Source organism: Leptolyngbya sp. FACHB-541 (assembly GCF_014695875.1).
GTDB lineage: Bacteria > Cyanobacteriota > Cyanobacteriia > Elainellales > Elainellaceae > JAAUTN01.
The window spans coordinates 150,008-169,342 of sequence record NZ_JACJPC010000115.1 but is presented as its reverse complement, the minus strand read 5'-3'; the positions used below and the strand labels follow the sequence as shown (position 1 = coordinate 169,342).

General features: G+C 50.0%; 16 protein-coding genes. 7 read left to right on the top strand and 9 right to left on the bottom strand.

What is annotated here, in order from left to right; all coding sequences use genetic code 11:
- Positions 1-43 precede the first annotated feature (43 nt).
- Positions 44-1,153: a glycoside hydrolase family 10 protein gene (locus H6G00_RS25625; protein ID WP_347278225.1), complete on the bottom strand. Its 1,110-nt coding sequence runs from the start codon at positions 1,151-1,153 to the stop codon at positions 44-46.
- Positions 1,154-1,347: 194 nt separating this feature from the next.
- Positions 1,348-1,746 (bottom strand): response regulator, encoded by a 399-nt coding sequence (locus H6G00_RS25620; RefSeq protein WP_190641388.1) that lies wholly within the window; start codon positions 1,744-1,746, stop codon positions 1,348-1,350.
- Positions 1,747-1,991: 245 nt separating this feature from the next.
- On the opposite strand from H6G00_RS25620, the gene gyrA reads away from it, so the two are divergent.
- Entirely contained in the window at positions 1,992-4,526 is a 2,535-nt protein-coding gene (gyrA, locus tag H6G00_RS25615) for a DNA gyrase subunit A (protein ID WP_190798885.1), read from the top strand.
- Between the two features lie 52 nt (positions 4,527-4,578).
- Here the strand turns inward: gyrA and H6G00_RS25610 are convergent, their stop codons facing one another.
- Entirely contained in the window at positions 4,579-4,764 is a 186-nt protein-coding gene (locus tag H6G00_RS25610; RefSeq protein WP_190641390.1) for a hypothetical protein, read from the bottom strand.
- Between the two features lie 518 nt (positions 4,765-5,282).
- On the opposite strand from H6G00_RS25610, the gene H6G00_RS25605 reads away from it, so the two are divergent.
- Entirely contained in the window at positions 5,283-6,605 is a 1,323-nt protein-coding gene (locus tag H6G00_RS25605) for an ABC transporter ATP-binding protein (RefSeq protein ID WP_347278224.1), read from the top strand.
- Between the two features lie 192 nt (positions 6,606-6,797).
- The gene (locus H6G00_RS25600; RefSeq protein ID WP_190641391.1) at positions 6,798-6,950 is read left to right on the top strand and encodes a chlorophyll a/b-binding protein; all 153 of its coding nucleotides are present in this window, start codon (positions 6,798-6,800) and stop codon (positions 6,948-6,950) included.
- A gap of 140 nt (positions 6,951-7,090) precedes the next feature.
- On the opposite strand, the gene rpoD is transcribed toward H6G00_RS25600, so the two are convergent.
- A complete protein-coding gene (gene rpoD / locus H6G00_RS25595; protein ID WP_190641392.1) occupies positions 7,091-8,212 on the bottom strand; it encodes an RNA polymerase sigma factor RpoD in 1,122 nt (373 codons plus the stop codon).
- Between the two features lie 570 nt (positions 8,213-8,782).
- A complete protein-coding gene (locus H6G00_RS25590; RefSeq protein ID WP_190798884.1) occupies positions 8,783-9,340 on the bottom strand; it encodes a hypothetical protein in 558 nt (185 codons plus the stop codon).
- Positions 9,341-9,441: 101 nt separating this feature from the next.
- Here H6G00_RS25590 and H6G00_RS25585 point away from each other — a divergent pair, with 101 nt between their 5' ends.
- Both H6G00_RS25585 and H6G00_RS25580 read left to right on the top strand, forming a co-directional pair.
- Positions 9,442-9,699: a TIGR02450 family Trp-rich protein gene (locus tag H6G00_RS25585; protein WP_190687651.1), complete on the top strand. Its 258-nt coding sequence runs from the start codon at positions 9,442-9,444 to the stop codon at positions 9,697-9,699.
- Between the two features lie 119 nt (positions 9,700-9,818).
- Positions 9,819-12,248, top strand: a complete 2,430-nt coding sequence (locus H6G00_RS25580) for a GH116 family glycosyl hydrolase (protein WP_190798883.1) — start codon at positions 9,819-9,821, stop codon at positions 12,246-12,248.
- Positions 12,249-12,254: 6 nt separating this feature from the next.
- On the opposite strand, the gene H6G00_RS25575 is transcribed toward H6G00_RS25580, so the two are convergent.
- Both H6G00_RS25575 and H6G00_RS25570 read right to left on the bottom strand, forming a co-directional pair.
- On the bottom strand, positions 12,255-12,839 hold the full coding sequence (locus H6G00_RS25575; protein WP_199318704.1) for a hypothetical protein: 585 nt from the start codon (positions 12,837-12,839) through the stop codon (positions 12,255-12,257).
- Between the two features lie 277 nt (positions 12,840-13,116).
- Positions 13,117-16,215 carry a valine--tRNA ligase gene (locus tag H6G00_RS25570; RefSeq protein WP_190798882.1) on the bottom strand — a complete coding sequence of 1,033 codons (3,099 nt, stop codon included), beginning with the start codon at positions 16,213-16,215 and terminating at the stop codon, positions 13,117-13,119.
- Positions 16,216-16,400: 185 nt separating this feature from the next.
- Between H6G00_RS25570 and H6G00_RS35725 the strand changes: the two genes are divergently transcribed.
- Together H6G00_RS35725 and H6G00_RS35720 are read left to right on the top strand one after the other, a co-directional pair.
- The gene (locus H6G00_RS35725; RefSeq protein WP_242042490.1) at positions 16,401-17,033 is read left to right on the top strand and encodes a TIGR04282 family arsenosugar biosynthesis glycosyltransferase; all 633 of its coding nucleotides are present in this window, start codon (positions 16,401-16,403) and stop codon (positions 17,031-17,033) included.
- Complete coding sequence (locus tag H6G00_RS35720) at positions 17,030-17,743, top strand: TIGR04283 family arsenosugar biosynthesis glycosyltransferase (protein ID WP_190798881.1); 714 nt, start codon at positions 17,030-17,032, stop codon at positions 17,741-17,743. The genes H6G00_RS35725 and H6G00_RS35720 overlap by 4 nt, the downstream gene beginning before the upstream one ends.
- A 67-nt stretch (positions 17,744-17,810) precedes the next feature.
- Here H6G00_RS35720 and H6G00_RS25555 read toward each other — a convergent pair whose 3' ends face one another.
- Together H6G00_RS25555 and thiS are read right to left on the bottom strand one after the other, a co-directional pair.
- A complete protein-coding gene (locus H6G00_RS25555) occupies positions 17,811-18,767 on the bottom strand; it encodes a DUF1517 domain-containing protein (RefSeq protein WP_190798880.1) in 957 nt (318 codons plus the stop codon).
- A gap of 335 nt (positions 18,768-19,102) precedes the next feature.
- Positions 19,103-19,330 (bottom strand): sulfur carrier protein ThiS, encoded by a 228-nt coding sequence (gene thiS / locus H6G00_RS25550; protein WP_190641399.1) that lies wholly within the window; start codon positions 19,328-19,330, stop codon positions 19,103-19,105.
- Positions 19,331-19,335 lie beyond the last annotated feature (5 nt).

The window sequence follows — 19,335 nt, the reverse complement described above, 5'->3', positions numbered from 1 at the left end:
GAGGGCGTGGGCTAAGCCCACGCCCTCTCTTTGTAAGAAGGCACTAGCCCACTCTAGGACGAGTTACAGGCTGGCGAAATAGTGAACGAAAGTCAGCATCGCGATCGCCCAGCGTTTCATAGAAAAAGAACGAAACGCCAGCAAACTGATGCTCTCGGACAGCCTGTACCTGAGTTTGAATTTGCTCCATGCTGACCGGACGATTTCTCAACCCAGTCAAAACGCCAATACCAACAGGAATGTGAGATTTGGCAAGCTGAATTTCTGGACGCTGTAGCTCACTCGTAAACCGCTCAAAATCATCTCGATAGACCTGAACGATTAGCTCTTCGATCAGCCCTCGCCGCTCCCAGGTGAACCAATCCTGCAAGTATGTTTCGTAGGCAAATTCCCAGGGGTTAGGCGACAAAGAAACGATAGCGCGTGGCTTTCGCGCTTTGACCGTGCGGAAAACCTCAGTCATCAAGCTAGTAATCTTATCTGCTCGCCATCTGACCCACTCTAAATCATGAGGATCATTAGGCGGCAAACTGCCCCCGTGTTCCTGCTGGTAAAGCCGCACGGTGTAAGGGTCATACCCTAGCTCCACGGGCATTCCAAAATGGTCATCAAACTGAATACCGTCTACGTCGTAGTTGGTGACAATTTCGTTAACCAGATCCAGCAGCATTTGCCGCACTTCTGGGTGAGTCGGGTTGAGCCAAACTCGCGGGTGAGTTCCTTCGTAGATGATTTGACTGCCGTCCAGCCGATTCGTCACCCAATCAGGATGACGACTAACCAAATCGGAGTCTGCGGGTGCCATCAGCCCAAACTCAATCCAGGGAATCACGGTCATTCCACGCCGATGACCCCGAATGACGGCTTCAGCCAACATGTCTCTTCTAGCAAGTCCTGGATGCGGATCAATCGATCGCCCCACGACTCGTTCTGCCACCCGACTGGGGTAAAGCGTGTAGCCCCAATTCCAAACGGTGGGATAGATCGTATTAAAGTTCAGCCGCTTCAATCGTTGAATTGCTCGCCCCAGGTTTTCTCTGGAGAACAAAACATCGCTGTCAATGTTAGTTAGCCAGACTCCGCGCAGTTCTGTTGTGGGAGAGGTGAACGGAAGGGTAGATTGAGCGCTAACTGGGGGCAAAGAATGTCCAATCAGTGCCACTGCCAGTCCCACCCCTAAGAGAACTGTCAGCCACAGCCGACGATACCCGTTCAAATTGTCATCCTCACTCTCAAATCTTTTTCAGGTTTATTGCGTTATTCAAGCTGACTTGTACGATTGCCCTGGAGTTTCCTGAAATTGCCCCAATAAGTTGCCAAAATCTTGGCAAAATAGTACAAGGGTACTTACTCGTTAGGTAGCAATGCCACGATCTGATCAACAAATTTCTGATGATCTACTACGGGTTTGGAGATGTAGTCATCAGCACCGCTCTGCTTCAAAAAGTTTTCGCGATCGCCCTCCATTGCGTGAGCAGTGACCAGAATGATTGGTAAGCTAGCGGTTTGAGGATCAGCCTTCAACATCTGGGTGATTTTAATGCCGTCTACAGGTTTACCCTGGTAAACACTGCGAGACAGAGAAACATCCATCAGAATGATATCTGCTCCCCTAGCGTGGGCAATTTCCATGACTTCATCCACGTTTTCTGTATGCTTAACCGCTAATCCACCGCGTTTGGTCAAAATCTTGGAGAAAACACGAGCATTGATCAAGTCATCCTCCACAATTAAAACAGTTTTCATGGCGCTTTCCTTTTTAGTTAATCTCAGGATGAAGCATGTTCAAGCCCTACGGTTTGATACTACTGCGAAATTTACCTTAAACCGCTCAGCCAAGTTAGTGAAACTAGCCAACCCTTTATACCTTAATCTCTATCTTTGCAAGATATTTACACAGACCTATTGTTTGCGATCGCCTAAATTAGCTTACTGAGCTTGTAGGACAGTTACAGGACAAGTGATTCGGAATTTCAGAAGGAAAAGAACTCATGGCTAAGCAGCTTGACATGCTCCCCTCAGGACAAGTAATTGCAACCGCACTGCATACGGAGGTGCAGCGGTCGTACTTAGAATACGCCATGAGTGTAATCGTAGGTCGTGCCCTGCCCGACGTGCGAGATGGGCTTAAACCCGTACATCGGCGCATTCTCTACGCTATGCACGAACTGGGTTTGACCCCCGATCGCCCTTACCGCAAATGTGCCCGCGTCGTTGGAGACGTGTTGGGTAAATATCACCCGCACGGCGACCAGGCTGTTTACGATGCCCTGGTGCGAATGGTGCAGGATTTCTCTAGTCGCTATCCGCTGCTGGCAGGTCACGGCAACTTTGGCTCGGTAGACAACGACCCGCCAGCCGCAATGCGCTACACCGAAACGCGGCTTGCCTCCATTGGCAACGAAGCGCTGCTGACCGAAATTGGGGAAGCGACCGTTAACTTCATTGGCAACTTCGACAACTCTCAACAAGAACCCATCGTCCTGCCAGCCCAATTGCCTTTCCTGCTACTGAATGGCTCCTCTGGCATTGCGGTAGGTATGGCGACCAACATTCCGCCTCACAACTTGGGAGAGGTGATTGATGGTTTAATTGCGCTGATCGATCGCCCCGATTTGTCTGACGAACAGTTGCTCTCGCTGATTCCCGGACCAGACTTTCCCACGGGTGGGGAAATTGTCGGTACTGAAGGCATTCGAGAAGCCTACCTGACCGGACGAGGCAGCATTCCCATTCGAGGAATTGCTCAGTTTGAGGATGTGCAGGTGGGTCGAGGGCGGCACCGCCGGAATGCGATCATCATCACGGAGCTACCCTACCAGGTGAATAAAGCTGCCTGGATTGAGAAAATTGCTGAGTTAGTTAACCAAGGCAGAATCGAGGGAATCGCCGACATTCGAGATGAGAGCGATCGCGACGGAATGCGCGTTGTAATTGAGCTCAAGCGTGAAGCACAAGCACAGCGAATTCTTGACAAACTCTACAAACTCACGCCTCTCCAGAGCAACTTTGGCGTAATTTTGCTGGCTCTGACGGACGGGCAGCCTCGCCAGATGACCCTGCGCGACTTGCTGCAGCACTTCCTCACTTTTCGGGAAGAAACGCTCACTCGTCAGTACACCTATGAGTTGCAAAAAGCTGAAAGCGAAGTTCACTTACTGGAAGGTTCGCTAACTGCTCTGGAGAATCTGGATGCAGTCATTGAAATTTTGCGGAACGCGCCGGACGGCAGCACAGCTAAGCTGACGCTTCAAGAGCGATTTGAGTTTAGCGATCGCCAAGCTGACGCGATTCTTGCCATGCCTCTGCGCCGTCTCACTGGCCTAGAGCGGCAAAAACTGCAAGACAATTTTGACCAACTGACTCAGCGAATGCAAGAGCTACGCGAACTGCTCAACAATCGGCGAGAGTTGCTCAAGGCGCTAAAAAAAGACCTGCGTACTCTCAAACGCAAGTACACTGACCAACGCCGTACCCGCATTCAAACCGAAGCAGAACGAGCTAAAGAATCAAAGCGTCTGGCAGAAACGACAGTTGCAGAGGTCGAGACTGAGCAAGAAGTCGTTCTAGAATTTACCCACCGAGGCTATGTCCGTCGCTTGACTCCAAGAGCCTATAAGCGACAGCAGTCTCAGGAAACTCAGAATGGCGCAACGCTAATCGAGGGAGATTTCACCGTTAAGGTAGAGACTGCAACGACCAAGCAAGAACTACTGATCCTGACTCGCAGCGGTAAAGCTTATACCACTCTAGTGGGCGACATTCCCCAAACGCCTAGAAACTCCAAGGGAACGCCACTGATTACGCTTTTGCCATCGGCAGCTCATGGTGATCCAGAAACCATCATTGATCAGTTTATTGTGTCTGAGGCGATCGCCAATCACGACCTGATCATGCTGACCCGTCAAGGCAGAATCAAACGCCTGCCTCTCTCGGAGTTTGCTAACCTGACTGGACGTGGACTGACTGCTCTCAAACTCAAAGAGGGCGACGAGCTACTGTACGTCATTCCCGTCGAAGCCGGAGAACATCTTGTTCTGGCAACGTCAGGTGGTCGAATGCTGCGATTTGAAGTGAGTGATCAGCAGATCCCAGTTCAAAGCCGTACTGCACAAGGCTCAGCCGCAATTCGATTAGGCAAGCAAGAAAGGCTGGTTGGCTGTGTAGCACTCCAAGTCAAGGATGAAGTCTTCCTGGTTTCGGCTAACGGCTATGGAAAACGAATGCCTGTTAGCGCCTTGCGGCTCGCTAACTGTGGAGATTTGGGACTTCAGGCAATCCAGTTTGCCACTAAGACCGATACGTTAGCCGGAATTACCCCTGCTCTACCGGGAACAGACGCGACGCTGCTAACAGACGCAGATCGATTGGTGCTGTTGCCTTTAGCAAAGGTTGCGGTACAGGGCAAAGATGGCGGGGGCGATCGCCTCTTTAAGTCCAACAAGCGTGAAAAAGTCGTGACCGCAACGATTGTGTCGTCCAGAACTGATGAGCAAAGCGATGGCATGGACTCTGAAGAGTCTTAGTGAAAAGCTCTAGATGAGAAATTCTAGTTAAAGCTGCGATCGCTCGAAATCATTACTTCTGGGAAATTTGGTGGCTTAGGTGCGGGTGCATTTGAGAATAGTAAGTGTAGAGGGCAACCGCCTCTTGCTTATTCTCAACGGCATACTGCACTCTAATTCCATCTCCAAGCTGAATCACCAGACACAAACCAGAACCTTCGTCCTCTGCTCTTGCGCCGGTAAGCAGTTTCTTTTCCATGAGAAGCATGGGTCACTCCTAAAAAGCGAATGTTAAACACCAAAGTGACACCCTGATCGGTAGCTTTTTGCTCAAACAGCCGAATGAGAATGATTCTTTAGAATCTCCGCCTCAATTTCCGTCTGATCAGCAAAAAATGTAGAAGCACGTAATGAATTCGATCGCATTTTGAATGAAACTAGTGGTCGGTTTGCTCAAGTCTTGGCTGGCGTTAGACTCAATTTTTACCTGCCAGAACTGTGAGACTAACTCAACTAAATTAGATTCAGCCGCTTCGTAACGCTTTCCGTAACCGGCCTTATCAAGTTGCACCCTCACAATAGCTGAATCACCTCTCAGTGTAAGCACTCATTCAGGTGAACTCGTCCGGCCATGTGTATAAGGGTTGACCCCCCTAAAGAGAGGTTTTATCAGGTTATTCAGATAGATGCCGCTACTACTTTTCAGACAGCAAGGCTATTTTTTGAAGCAATAGGGGAAAATAAGCTGAAACACTAAACACTAAGCGTGGGTTCACTGTGGCGCAGGTTGTTCTAGAGAACGTCTACAAAAGTTTTCTCCGGCATCAAAGCAGACAAACTAGCTTTGTGGCGGCAGGCGCTCTCGTGCCGCCTGTCGAAGAAGCACTGGCTGAAACGCCAACGACCGCTTCAATGGTGAATGTCTTACGACGCATCAACCTGGAGGTCAAGGATGGCGAATTTATGGTGTTGGTGGGACCATCCGGTTGTGGCAAAAGTACTCTACTGAGACTGATTGCCGGATTGGAGCAAGTAACGGGTGGCAATATCTGGGTAGGCGATCACCAGGTCAATGACCTGCCGCCCAAGCAACGCGACATCGCCATGGTGTTCCAAAACTATGCGCTCTATCCCCACATGACGGTTTACGACAACCTGGCATTTGGGCTACGCCGTACGAAGGCAGTGCACAACTCTGCTTCATCTCAAACTCTAAATGCCGAAGCTCAAACCAATCGCTTTGCCTGGACAGAAACTTTTTTGACCACGCTTACCCGTCCCCTGCCAAAACAATTGCGCTACTGGTCGCAGCAGGAGCGGGAAATTGATCGACGAATTCGCACCGTTGCCCAAATCTTGCAAATTGAACCGCTGCTCGATCGCCTGCCAAAACAGCTTTCAGGCGGACAAAAACAGCGGGTTGCTTTGGGACGGGCAATGGCACGAAACCCTCAAGTGTTTTTGATGGACGAGCCGTTGTCTAACCTGGATGCCAAGCTCCGTACCGAAACCCGTGCCCAAATCGTCAACCTTCAGCGCAAGCTGGGTACCACAACCATTTACGTCACCCACGATCAGGTTGAAGCCATGACGATGGGCGATCGCATTGCCGTGATGAACGCTGGACAAATTCAGCAGATTGCTGCGCCGCTAGAACTCTACAACCGACCTGCCAATCGGTTTGTGGCAGAGTTCATCGGTTCACCGCAGATGAATTTTTTGCCCGTTCAGGTCAAGGCACCGCTCCTGATAACCCATCCGCAGTTTCGGCTAACTCTCCCTCAAAGCTGGGAAACTGCACTGAGTCAATATGATGGGCGATCGCTCACACTTGGCATCCGTCCCGAACACCTGAGCCTTAGCGTTGCCGCTCCCAAAAACATTCCCGTTCGAGTAGAGCGGCTTGAAGCGCTGGGTAATGAGACTCAACTGGTCTTAAATTTAATCGAATCTGCTACTCCATCTGAGCCAACCGTTTTAAGAGCGCGAGTCGAGCCAGACCGAAGGGTCAGGTTGGGAGAAGAACTATGGCTAGCGATCGCCACCGACAAAATCCACGTATTTGACGCCCGGACGGGAGAGGCGATCGCCCACCATTAGACTACTCCCGATCCAGTTCTCCAATTTTGCACTCTCCGATCTTGCACACACTGCACCAAAGCGCATTTTCATCTAAAGCACTTGTAGACGAAATATGCATGAAGCTGCCCGGTAGATTGTTGCGACTTACAAAGCTGGTGGTTACATTAGTTAACAAAGGTCGGCGAACTATTGCAAATTGGAGTTCAAGTTATGCAGAACGATAACCGCAACGCATGGAACTGGGGCTTCACTCGTGGAGCCGAAACTTGGAACGGTCGTCTAGCGATGATCGGCTTCGCTTCTGCTGTCATCCTTGAATATGTCTCTGGTCAAGGTGTGCTTCATTTTTGGGGACTGATGTAGTGTCTATCCAGGCGCTGCTTGCACTGCAAGTCAGGTAATTGCAAAGCTACAAGAAAAGTGCCCCCACGAATGTAGGGGCACTTTTTTATTCCTTGGAACGTCAAATAGGGAGGTACATCTCCCTACTTCCAGACAAGTTCTTAACGGATATATTCCTTCAAAACGCTGTTGCGGTTTGGATGACGTAACTTCCGAAGCGCTTTTGCTTCAATCTGACGAATCCGCTCACGGGTGACGTTGAAGATTTGACCGATTTCTTCCAGGGTCTTCATCCGTCCGTCGTCTAGACCATAACGTAGGCGCAACACATCACGCTCACGCGGGCTCAGGGTGCCCAAAACGCTTTCCAGGTCTTCCCGCAGCAAGTTCTTAGAAACTTGATCTTCAGGGGTTTCACCATCAGACTCGATAAAGTCGCCCAGGCGAGAATCTTCTTCCTTACCGATCGGAGTTTCTAGGGAGATGGGCAATTGAGCCGACTTAGCAATAAAGCGCAGTTTCTCAATCGTCATTTCCATCCGAGTTGCAATTTCTTCCTCGGTAGGCTTCCGTCCCATTTCTTGAGAAAGCAATTTTGTAGTTTTCTTAATTCGAGAAATGGTTTCGTAGAGGTGGACGGGAAGACGAATGGTACGAGATTGATCAGCGATCGCCCGTGTAATTGCCTGACGAATCCACCAGGTTGCGTAGGTGGAAAACTTGTAACCCTTTTCGTGGTCAAACTTTTCAGCCGCCCGAATCAAACCTAAGCTGCCTTCCTGAATTAAGTCCTGGAAGGAAAGACCCCGGTTCATGTACTTTTTGGCGATCGAAACCACCAATCGCAGGTTTGACTGAACCATCTTGTCCTTTGCCCGGCGACCTACATGCAGGCGATGCCGAAAAGCAGGGAGAGGCATATCAACCGCGCTAGCCCATTCTTTGTCGAAAGGCTCACGCTCCAGATCCTGGACAAGCTGCTCACGAATTCTTTCAAGCTCAAGTAAATCTGCAATCTTACGAGCAAGTTCAATTTCTTCGTCTGCTCTCAGGAGTCGAATTCGACCGATTTCCTGTAAATAGAGCCGGATCGAATCCTCAGTGTAGTGTTTCTTTTTTGCTTGTGCCCGACGACGGTTGGTCTTTCCTTTAGTGACCTTTCCATCCTCTTCATCAGGCTGAGCATCAAAGATTTCGTCTCGATCATCTCCGTCCTCAATCAAAAGCTCTAGCTCGCTTTCGGGCTGGTCAATGGTTTCGAGTACGTCGTTAGCCTGGGTCATGCCGCGCTCCTCATGCTCCTTAGGTCAAAAGTCAAAGGCTTGTAAAAAACAGAAGGATAACATGAACTGCCTCTTTTGATGGAGGAATGTTCATGAATTTTCTTAGACGATAATTGGACTCTTGCTATTCAGATTTCTAATTTAGTGTAGGCGGGGATTTCGTTCTCGCCCATACCAATCAGCAAGAGAACCAGTGCTTTGGATTTAGCACACAGTAATCAACAAGGCATACTTCTCCCAAGACATTTAGCATCGGGTAGAGGCACCAAGATGTAATTTGCCCTGCGAGTTTCGCAAAGATGTCTCCGATTGTAGCTTTTCTCACAAAATTTGCACGCCTTGATCTGAATTCTTGTTGCGAAAGGTGCTAATTGGTATCGCCCTTTCTAGAAAAGTCAGCGTTTCATAATAGTCCAGCCAGGGTGGTGTCCTAAAAATTAAACGATACTTACAAGGTTAACGAGGTTTTAGGCGGAGTTTGTTGTGATAAATAGCCTAACCAGATTCAGCCATTCTAATGAATCTCGGCAAAAAAAGGACAATAGTCTACAAAAATGTCTCAACTTAAGCTTATTTCTGCTGAGTCGTACCTGTACTGGGTTGAAGCGCTTTAAGCTGCTTAGCAAAAAGTCCGGCTCCCGTCCCAATTACAGCTAGTGAAAAGCCAAAGGTGCCTGCCCAGGATTGGTTCTCAAGCTGTAGCTGCAACTTTACCCGCTCAGGAGTTTGGAGAAATCGGTTGATATCTTCCGTTACCTCAGTTTTCCAGTCTCGTTGTGTTGGGGAAGAGCTGGTCAAAGGAATTTCGCCTGCATGGGTAAGCAAAACAACTTGATAGCCAACGTGGTAATGATGGCGGTGTAGTTGTGCCAGCTTTGCTTCGTGTAAATCGGTTAGCGCTATTTCTTGAGTGGTAGAGGCGAGAGGTCTATAGGTTGTTAGCTTACAGACTCCGTCGGAAGTCGTGTCTGCCATAAGCGAAGCTTGACGGTGACAGGTTAAGGTTGTGAAGCCACCCACACCCATCAGTACAATACCTGTCATTGAAAGCAGAACACCCAGTAGCCATACTCCCTCTGGTCGAGGAACGGAATAGTTTTTAGACTTAATTGGTTCTAGAATGACCATATTTTGAAATTTTTGAGTCAATGTCTGCTGTTGACGCTTGCTCTCCTGCGTTCTCTAAATATGGCATTGTCACTGAGGGGGACATCACACTAAGTAGATAGATGCCTAAGAAACAGAAATTTCCTTACCTTGTAGGTTCTAGATGGACAGCCCAACAAACGACTTGGGGTTGGCGGCACTTTCAGGTGGTTAATCGTAAAAATGAGGGACGTTGGGTGTTTGCTGAGATGGTTGCAGCCTGTGACCCATCGGTTCGCTTTTGGCTGAATGCAAAACAGCTTAAGGATAGGGAGTTGTGGTTGGCGGGATGGCAATCGTTGCAGGAGAGGGGAGAGGAAGAGATAAGAGATGAAGGATGAGCAAGGCTTGCTTATTCTTGGGATGATTTTGAATGTAAACTTTCAGCTTTGCGTTCAAAATCACTCAATTGTTAAGCAATGTTGAAGAGGAAGGGAAGGTTGGGCGGTAGAATTTTGGGATGAAAAATTTGCATTTGCCTGCTGAAATTCCTGCCTGTTCCTGGAAGCGTCCGATTGGTCAGGGGTGGAAATTGCCCTATAGGGTTCGCTACGAGAGTAATTTGGACGACGGTCCCTGGCATGGAATGCCTTTGGGTGGGTTTGGGGCTGGCTGTATTGGTCGTTCTTCGCGAGGAGATTTTAATCTCTGGCACATTGATGGCGGAGAGCACGTGTTTCAATCGATGCCCGCTTGCCAATTCAGTGTGTTTGAACAAGCAGAGGGTCAAACTGCTGAGGCTTATGCGCTCTGTACTCAATTGCCTGACGATGGAAGTTTGAGCGCGTGGCAGTGGTATCCCGATCGGGCGGGAACCAGCACGACAGGAGAGTATCATGCGCTTTATCCGAGAAGCTGGTTTGTTTATCAGAATGTGTTTCAGGCGACGCTGGCTTGTGAACAGTTTTCGCCAGTTTGGGCAAAGAATTATCAGGAGACGAGCTATCCGATCGCCATTTTTGAGTGGACGGCACACAATCCAACCGACCAACCGTTAACGCTTAGCATTATGCTGACCTGGCAAAATATGGCGGGTTGGTTTACAAATATGCTCAAGTCGCCCAAGGTGCAGGTGCGGGATGACGGTAGCCCGGTTTATCAATATCAGCCGCGTTTGGGTGAGAGCAACGGCAATTTTAACCAGTGGAAAAGCGATCGCCACTTTGCATGCTGCTTGATGGATCAATCCGATCGCCAGGAAACACCTCAAGAAGGCGATGGACAGTGGGCGATCGCTACCCTAACACCTAATGCAGAAGCCTTTTACAATACTCGCTGGAACCCGGCTGGAGATGGAGCAGAACTCTGGCAGTCATTCTCTAAAGATGGTTCGCTGCAAAGTGTAGATGATCAAACTCCGGCTGCCGATGGTGAGCAGGTTGGTGTGGCGATCGCCGTTCGTTTTACTTTGGCTCCAGGTGAAACCCGAAAAATTCCGTTTGTGTTGAGTTGGGATTTTCCAGTAACGGAGTTTGCCACTGGGATTAATTATTTTCGTCGCTACACAGACTTCTTTGGAACTAGCGGCAAGAATGCCTGGGCGATCGCTCAGACTGCTCTCGACTTATACCCCACTTGGCAGCAGCAAATTCAGACTTGGCAGCAGCCGATTTTGGATGACCAGGATTTGCCCGACTGGTTCAAGATGGCGCTGTTTAATGAGCTTTATGACTTGACTAGCGGCGGGACGCTCTGGAGTGCAGCAAGCGATCGCGATCCAGTAGGTCAGTTTGCGGTGTTGGAATGTCTTGACTACCGTTGGTATGAAAGCCTGGATGTGAGGCTCTACGGTTCTTTTGCGCTAATGATGCTCTGGCCGGAGCTAGACAAATCGGTGCTGAGAGCTTTTGCGAGAGCTATTCCGGCAGCAGACGATACGCCGCGTGTGATTGGCTACTACTACACGATTGGGGCAGAAAGTCCGATCGCCGTTCGCAAAGCTGAAAACGCTACGCCCCATGACTTGGGCGCACCCAACGAACATCCTTGGGAAAAGACTAACTACACTAGCTATCAAGACTGCAACCTGTGGAAGGATTTGGGCTGTGACTTCGTTTTGCAGGTTTACCGAAATTTTGTTTTAACGGGTAGTATGGATTATGAATTTTTGATAGAGTGCTGGCCCGCAATTGAGCGGGCGATCGCCTACCTCAAAACCTTTGACCTGGATAACGATGGCATTCCCGAAAACTCTGGTGCGCCCGACCAAACCTTCGATGACTGGCGGTTACAGGGAGTTAGCGCTTACTGTGGCGGACTGTGGATTGCGGCACTAGAGGCGGCGATCGCCATTGGTCAACTCTTGCAGCAATCAGATCCAGCCAATCCCCAATCCCTAGCCCCCAACTCCCAATCCCTAATTTCCACCTACCAGACTTGGCTTACCCAATCCCGCCCCCTCTATCAGGAGAAGCTCTGGAACGGGCAGTACTACCGTCTCGATAGTGGCAGTGGTTCTGATGTCGTGATGGCAGATCAGCTTTGCGGACAGTTTTATGCGCGCCTGCTAAAACTGCCTGATGTTGTGCCTACCGATTGTGTGCGGTCTGCTTTAGAAGCAGTTTACGAGGCTTGCTTCCTCAAATTTCACGATGGCAAATTTGGCGCAGCGAATGGAGTCAGACCAGATGGTTCTCCCGTTAATCCCAAGGACACTCATCCGCTAGAAGTTTGGACAGGCATCAATTTTGGCTTGGCTGCCTTCCTGGTACAGATGGATATGAAAGATGAGGCGTTTCAAATTACCGAAGCTGTAGTCCGGCAAGTTTATGAAAACGGCCTACAGTTTCGCACACCAGAAGCGATTACCTCTGCTGGCACTTTTCGGGCTAGCCATTATCTCCGAGCAATGGCTATCTGGCTGATTTATGGAGTTTTGCGCCGCTTTTAGTTAGGCTTAGTTTGCTGAAGTATTGGTCTTGAGCTGAGCGGCTTTCAGCTCAAGCTGCTTTTTTTCAAGCTCAAGTTGGTTTTTTTCTTGCTTCAAAGTTTCTTCAAGCTCTAGAATTTGGTCACGCTGAGCTTTTAGTTCTAACAGGTCTTGAATTTGCTTTTTTTCAAGCTCAAGCTGCTTTTTTTCTCGCTTCAGGTTTTCTTCTAGCTCTTGAATCTGGTCACGCCGAGCTTCCATTTCTAGAGCACGTCGCCCAAGCTCCTGGCTCTGTAGCGTGAGTGATTGTCGCCACTGTTCGGCCCGCTGTACTTCCTGCTGCAAAATTTCTGGGGTTACACCCGTTGCTAGATATTGCTGAATGATTTCAGTCAGCCAGTCTGCTGCATCCTGGATGTTTTCAACTTGTCGCAAATCATTCAGCTGAACCAGTAAAAGTGCCCCTTTACCCAGATCACATCCCTCTGCATAGACAGTATTATCTTCTTCAGAGAAAATTGCCCAGGCATGTTCGGCTTTTTGGTATGCAAGCAGTTGCAGTTTCGTCTTGCCGACAGCGTCTTTTTCCTGCACCTGAGCCAAATAGAGCATTTCAGCAACAAGATTAACCAATTCTTGAATGACAGTATATCTTCATATCTTGTCTGACACCCAGCTAAAGATGTCTCGATTCTGTGAAGATATTCGAGTGGAGTCGAGGGAAGCCATTTATAAGAAGCAGGGGAATTACCTGATGCTTACAACCACCCTTTAACACCTTAGCGGGACCTGATCCGGATTAAATGGTGTGGCTTACTGAATTTATTAAGGGAGCCTGATGTTTTCTGAAGACTAACCCTACTCAGTGAAAGCCACAACCATCACAGGGTTAGAGACGGCTGATGCGATCGCGCAAAATCTCTGCCTGCTTCTCCGCCTCAGCGAGTGAATTCCTGGCTGCCTGAACCACATCTGCCGGAGCTTTATCAACAAATTTAGGATTGCTGAGGCGATCGCGCAGGATCTGGCTTTCGGACTCTGCTTTCGCTAAATCCTTTTTCAGCTTAGCTTGCAGCGCTTCTACATCCACTACGCCTTCCAGCGGAATGAGAACCTGCACCGTGCCCACGACTCCGGCGATCATCTGCTGCTGGGGCAGCTTTTCGACCGTCAGCGTTTGGGTGGGAGTTATGGGTTGTGGCAGAGGCTCTTGAGGATTGGAAGATGACGACATTTTGCCTGCAACTTGCGCTGTCACTGCGTCGAGTTGTTCGGCAAAGCCCTGACGGTCGGTCGCACGGATCAAGAAGCGGTAGATAAACCAGATGGTATACCCTAACCCAATCAGCTCCAGGAAGGGCGAGATCAGCAGCAGGCTATCTACAGCATCCAGCACACCCAGTGTAACTTTGACGACAATCAGCAGCGCCAGAATTAATCCCAGAGCGATCGCCGGTTTGCGGTACGGACTGAGTGTCTGGGTGCTAGATTTGAGCGGACGTGGAACCACAGGACGTTCGATCGCTTCAATGGTCAAATTCTCAACTTTGGCGAGGTCTTTGATGTAGTCCTGCCCTGCGGTAAGGATTTGCTGTTCGCGATCGCTCTCTGTCTGCAAGTTCGTTTGAATCTTTACCCCTGGCTTGATGTCTGCTTCAGCCCGCAAGTTGCGAACCGTGCGAATGGTGCCAATCAATAGGTCAAACTGCGCTTCCAGGTCAGCATCAATCAGGCTTTCGTCTACTTCAGGGTAAGCCTGAAGTGCCAAGTACCGATTTTCTTCGGACTGCGTGAGCGTATGCCAAACTTCCTCGGTGATGTGCGGCATAAACGGATGCAGCAGCCGCAGGATGCCGTCTAGCACATGGGCCAGCGTCTGCTGAGCAATTTCCCTGGATTTCAGTTCGGCTGAGCTGACTTCTGCCGACTGTGCCTTGAACAGTCTGGACTTAACCAGCTCAATGTACCAGTCGCAGAAATCGCCCCAGATGAACTCATACAGTCCTTTGGCGGCTTCTCCTAAACCGTAGTTGTCGATGTCGTCGCGAGTTTGACGAACTACCTGGTTGTAGCGGGAGAGAATCCAGCGATCGCTCAATTCCAACTCATCCGCCTGAGGTTTGCCTAATTGCTCTGGCGTTTTGCCGTCCAGATTCATCATCACAAACCGAGAAGCATTCCACAGCTTGTTGGTAAAGTTGCGCGATGCCTCGACTGAAACCGATTCGTCGGTCTTGCGGTTATATTCCAGGCGAATGTCTTGCCCTGCACCCGCTACTTCTCGAATCAGCGTGTAGCGCAGTGCATCAGTGCCGTATTTGTCGATCAGAATCAGCGGGTCAATGCCGTTATTTGCTGACTTCGACATCTTTTTGTTGTTTTCATCCCGCACCAGACCGTGAATGTAAACCGTGCTGAACGGCATCTTTCCAGTAAAGTGCCCTGCCATCATCGTCATCCGCGCCACCCAGAAAAAGATGATGTCAAATCCTGTAACCAGCGTTGTGGTGGGGTAGTAGCGCTCTAGGTCGGCTGTTTGCTCAGGCCAGCCCATAGTTGAGAAGGGCCATAAACCGGATGAAAACCAGGTATCCAGCACATCAGGGTCTTGAGCAAGCTGAACGTCATCGCCAAATTGCTGTCGTGCTTGCTCCCAAGCATTTGCTTCGCTGGTGGCGACGACAAAGGGCGTGTCATCGGTAATCTGACCGTCAGTTCTATTGATTGCGTACCAGGCGGGAATTTGGTGCCCCCACCAGAGCTGGCGAGAAATGCACCAGTCTTTCAGGCTAACCAACCAATCCCGATACACCTTCGTCCAGCGTTCGGGTACGAAAACGGGATCATCCTGCTGATCGAGAAATTCCAACGCTCCGTCTGCCATAGGGCGAATTTTGACAAACCACTGGGTAGACAGCAGCGGCTCGATGGGGACTTTGCCGCGATCGCTATAGGGCACTGTGTGGCGATAGTCCTCTACTTTCACCAGGAAGCCTTCCTCTTCCAGGCGCTTTACCACGTTCTTCCTTGCCTCAAACCGATCCTGTCCCTCAAATGGGCCTGCGTTGGCGTTAAGTGACCCGTCCTTGTTCATGATGTTGATGAAAGGCAGGTTGTGGCGTTTGCCCATCTCAAAGTCATTCGGGTCATGAGCTGGTGTGATTTTCACACAGCCTGTGCCAAAGCTGGAATCGACGTATTCGTCTGCAATAATCGGAATTTCACGCCCCATAATTGGCAACGTCAGCGTCTTGCCCACTAGATGCTTGTAGCGCTCGTCTTTGGGATTGACCGCTACGGCAGTATCGCCCAGCATTGTTTCAGGACGCGTCGTTGCGACTTCAACGGAACCGGAACCGTCCGTCAGTGGATAGCGGAAATGCCAAAGGTGCCCGTTGACTTCCTGATTTTCCACCTCCAGGTCAGACACGGCAGACTGGCTGGCAGGGCACCAGTTCACCAGATATTGGCCGCGATAAATTAGCCCTTCGTTGTAGAGGCGCGAGAAGGCTTCCAGGACTGCTTTAGAAAGACCTTCGTCCATCGTGAAGCGTTCGCGTGACCAATCTACGGAAACGCCTAGCCGCCGCAGTTGTCCTACAATCGTGCCGCCTGATTCTTTCTTCCATTCCCAAGCCCGTTCCAGGAAGGCTTCGCGCCCAGCTTCGTCACGGGTTTTACCTTGCGATCGCAACTCCCGCTCCAGAATTGTCTGCACCGCAATGCTGGCGTGGTCAGTTCCCGGTAGCCACAGCGTATTGCGCCCGATCATCCGGTGATAGCGCACCAGCGTATCGATCAGGGCATTTTCAAAGGCGTGACCCATGTGCAAGCTGCCTGTGACGTTGGGCGGCGGAATCACGACGCAATACGGCTCACCCGGTTGATTGGGGTCTGCTTTAAAGACCTGATCTTCCTCCCAGTGCTGTTGCCATTTAGCTTCAGTCAAGGAGGGGTCGTATTGGCTGGGCAAGTTGGTTGCAGTCATGAAGGAAGTGGGAAAGTAAAGGGGCAAGCTCTTCAGTTTACTTAAAATTTTGCCATGAGCGATCGCCAAGCTGCTCATCGAGAATTGTTTGGGTAAGCAGCGAAAAGGCGCAGACAGGGCTCATTTTCAGCTAAAACTCATCTAGGGTAAATACACTGCTGTTTAAGAATGAAATCAGGATTAAGTTGACAGAGACAAACCATCTGATAGTTTTTACCCGATATCCAGAAGTTGGCAAAACTAAAACTCGCTTAATTCCAGCCTTAGGGGCAGCGGGCGCGGCTGCACTTCAGCGGCAGATGACAGAATTCACTCTGAAACGGGTGGAGAAGCTAGCTCAGCAGCAGGACAGGTTAAATTCCCCTCTATCTGTGGAAATTAGATTTGCGGGAGGCGATCGCTCCCTCATGCAAGACTGGCTCGGTTCTCGTTGGAGCTATCAGCCCCAAGCTACAGGTGATCTAGGAGAACGAATGCGGCTTGCGTTTCAGTCTGCATTTGAGACGGGTAGCAAGCATGTTGTGACGATTGGGATAGATTGTCCCGAACTGGATTCTGCCACGCTAGCACAAGCGTTTCAGGCATTGCAGGAGCACGATTTGGTCTTAGGTCCAGCAACCGATGGGGGCTACTATTTGATTGGGCTGCGTTCCTTGATTCCAGAGCTATTTAGTGGAATTGATTGGGGAACTGACCAAGTTTTTTGGCAAACGATGACTGCTGCAGAGGCGAAGGAATTGGCGATCGCCACTCTCGCTCCCCTCACCGATGTTGATCACCCAGAAGACCTACCCATCTGGGAGGCAACCCAAGCGTGAGGCATTCACAGAATCGTTTCTCTTCTCCCAAGATTTCCATCATTATCCCAGTGCTGAATGAGGCAAATGTGATTCAGCAGATCCTCGACCAGATTCGCAGTTCTATCATTGAAATCATCGTTGTGGATGGCGGCAGTCATGATCGAACCGTTGAAATTGTGAAATCTTTGGGCGATCGCGTCATTCACTCAAGACCAGGGCGAGCCTATCAAATGAACGCTGGGGCAAGAGCCGCAAGCGGGGAGATTTTGCTGTTTCTCCATGCCGATACTCGGTTGCCCAAAGAATTCGCTGATTTGATCTGCCAAACGTTAGCTCAACCCAAAACGATCGCAGGGGCGTTTGCGCTGAAGATTGACGGGCAGAATCCAGGACTCAGACTAGTGGAGTGGGGGGTGAATGTGCGATCGCGCTACTTCCAAATGCCCTATGGCGATCAGGTGCTATTTCTTAGAGCAGAAACCTTTCATCATTTTGGCGGCTTTCCAGAACTACCAATCATGGAAGATTTTGAATTAGTTCGGCGATTGCGCCGAAAGGGGAAGGTAGCGATCGCCCCTGCCTCGGTCCTCACCTCAGCCCGACGCTGGGAAAAGCTAGGGGTTATGAGAACGACGCTGCTTAACCAGGTGGTCATTGCAGCTTACTTGCTGGGAATTTCGCCGGAGAAGATTGTGAGATGGTATCGGGGCGATCGCCGCCCTCGCTAGATATAAAACCGGGGATTGTAGAAAGCTATAGCTCTACAATCCCCGGTTTTGCATTACCTGAACTAGATTAGATCAACTTCAGGTCGGGATATTCGGTCAACAGATCCTCAGAGGAGAGGGTATCGTTCTCGTCTTGAGGAGTCCAAAGAACCTCAACTGCCAAAAGCTGCTCACTAGGAATCGCTCCAATCTGGCTTAAGGCACGGCGCAGGTCTTGCGTGTTGTTCACAGCAGGGAGCTGCAACTTGTTCTGGGTAGCAACTAGGAGGGTGGCAACGATGTATTCGCCCGGTGCTGCCTGAACTAATTCGCCACCTGGTTCAGCCGTAACTAACGCACTTTGACTTGCTTGTCGAAGCTGGTTGTTAACGTTAGAGAGCGTTTCCTCGCTAAACTTGCTGCGCTCTGCCAGAGCCAAGCGATTGAACTGGGCCTCAGCTGCTTCCAGACGTGCCTGCTGATTTTCAGCCGCACCATAAACCCAGTATTCGGGATGGCGCATGAGAGACAGGGTTGTCTCTTGAAGAACTTGAGCTAAGCCCTCAGAGGAACCTGTGTCGGCTGATCTGGCAATGCGATCGAAGTCAGTTTGCAGGGTTCGAGCATTTGCTAGGAGACCCACCTGCACTCGGGCGACCGAGATTGAGGGACTGCTGCTGCTATAGCCTATTCCGTCTTCACCACCCTGAACTTGACGGAAGCTGCGAACCAGGAAGCTGGCAACTGACAGGAAAATCAAAATTGAGAACAAACCGCCAAAACCACCGCCCACGCCAAAGAAGGGGATGATGAAGGGGAAGCCAAAACCGCCACCAGGGTAGTATCCACCACCTGGAGGAGCATAGGTGCGGCTAGGGGGTGCATAGGTGCGGCTCGGTGCAGCTCTAAAGCTACCGCCGCCAATACGACCACCTCTAGCTGCTAGGGCACCATCTGCCTGACTGAAAACCAGGGTAATGACTAAGCTAGCGAGGAGTAACGGTTTGAGAAGGGGTTTGATCAGTGCAAACAGTTTCTTGTACATAAGACTGTGCCTATCCAAGCTGAATTTAAAACTATATTTGGCTCTGGCTCTTCCAGTGGTTTTCTTAGATGTTCTTTATGTTTTCGCAACTTATCGAGAAAACTAGCAACGGGCTAGAAACTCTTGTTCACGGTTACCTGGAAGAATCCAGCTCCACCACCCAAGGGCGAGCGACCTATTTAATAGACTGCTTGTTAAGCAATCGTTACAAGTCACCACCTCTTTACTGTATCGCCTTCCAAGCCTTACAGGAAGCAAGCTTAAGGCAGATTTTAGGTGGATAACCGTACCCGTATAGGCTGAGGAATCTCTAGGAGAATTTGCTGGTTTTGCATTTAGCCACCGCCAACGATGGTGACAATCTCAAGGCGATCGCCCTCTTGAATTTCCGTTTCCTGCCAAAACTGGCGGTGCAAAATCTCGCCGTTATACTCCACTGCTACCAGGCGCGGATTCATGTTTAACTGTTCCAAAAATTGGGGCAACGGAGTATGAGGCGCACAGGCTTTCGGCTCCCCATTCACTTGCAGCGAAATAGAGTTTGAATTAGAAGCGTTAGACATGGACT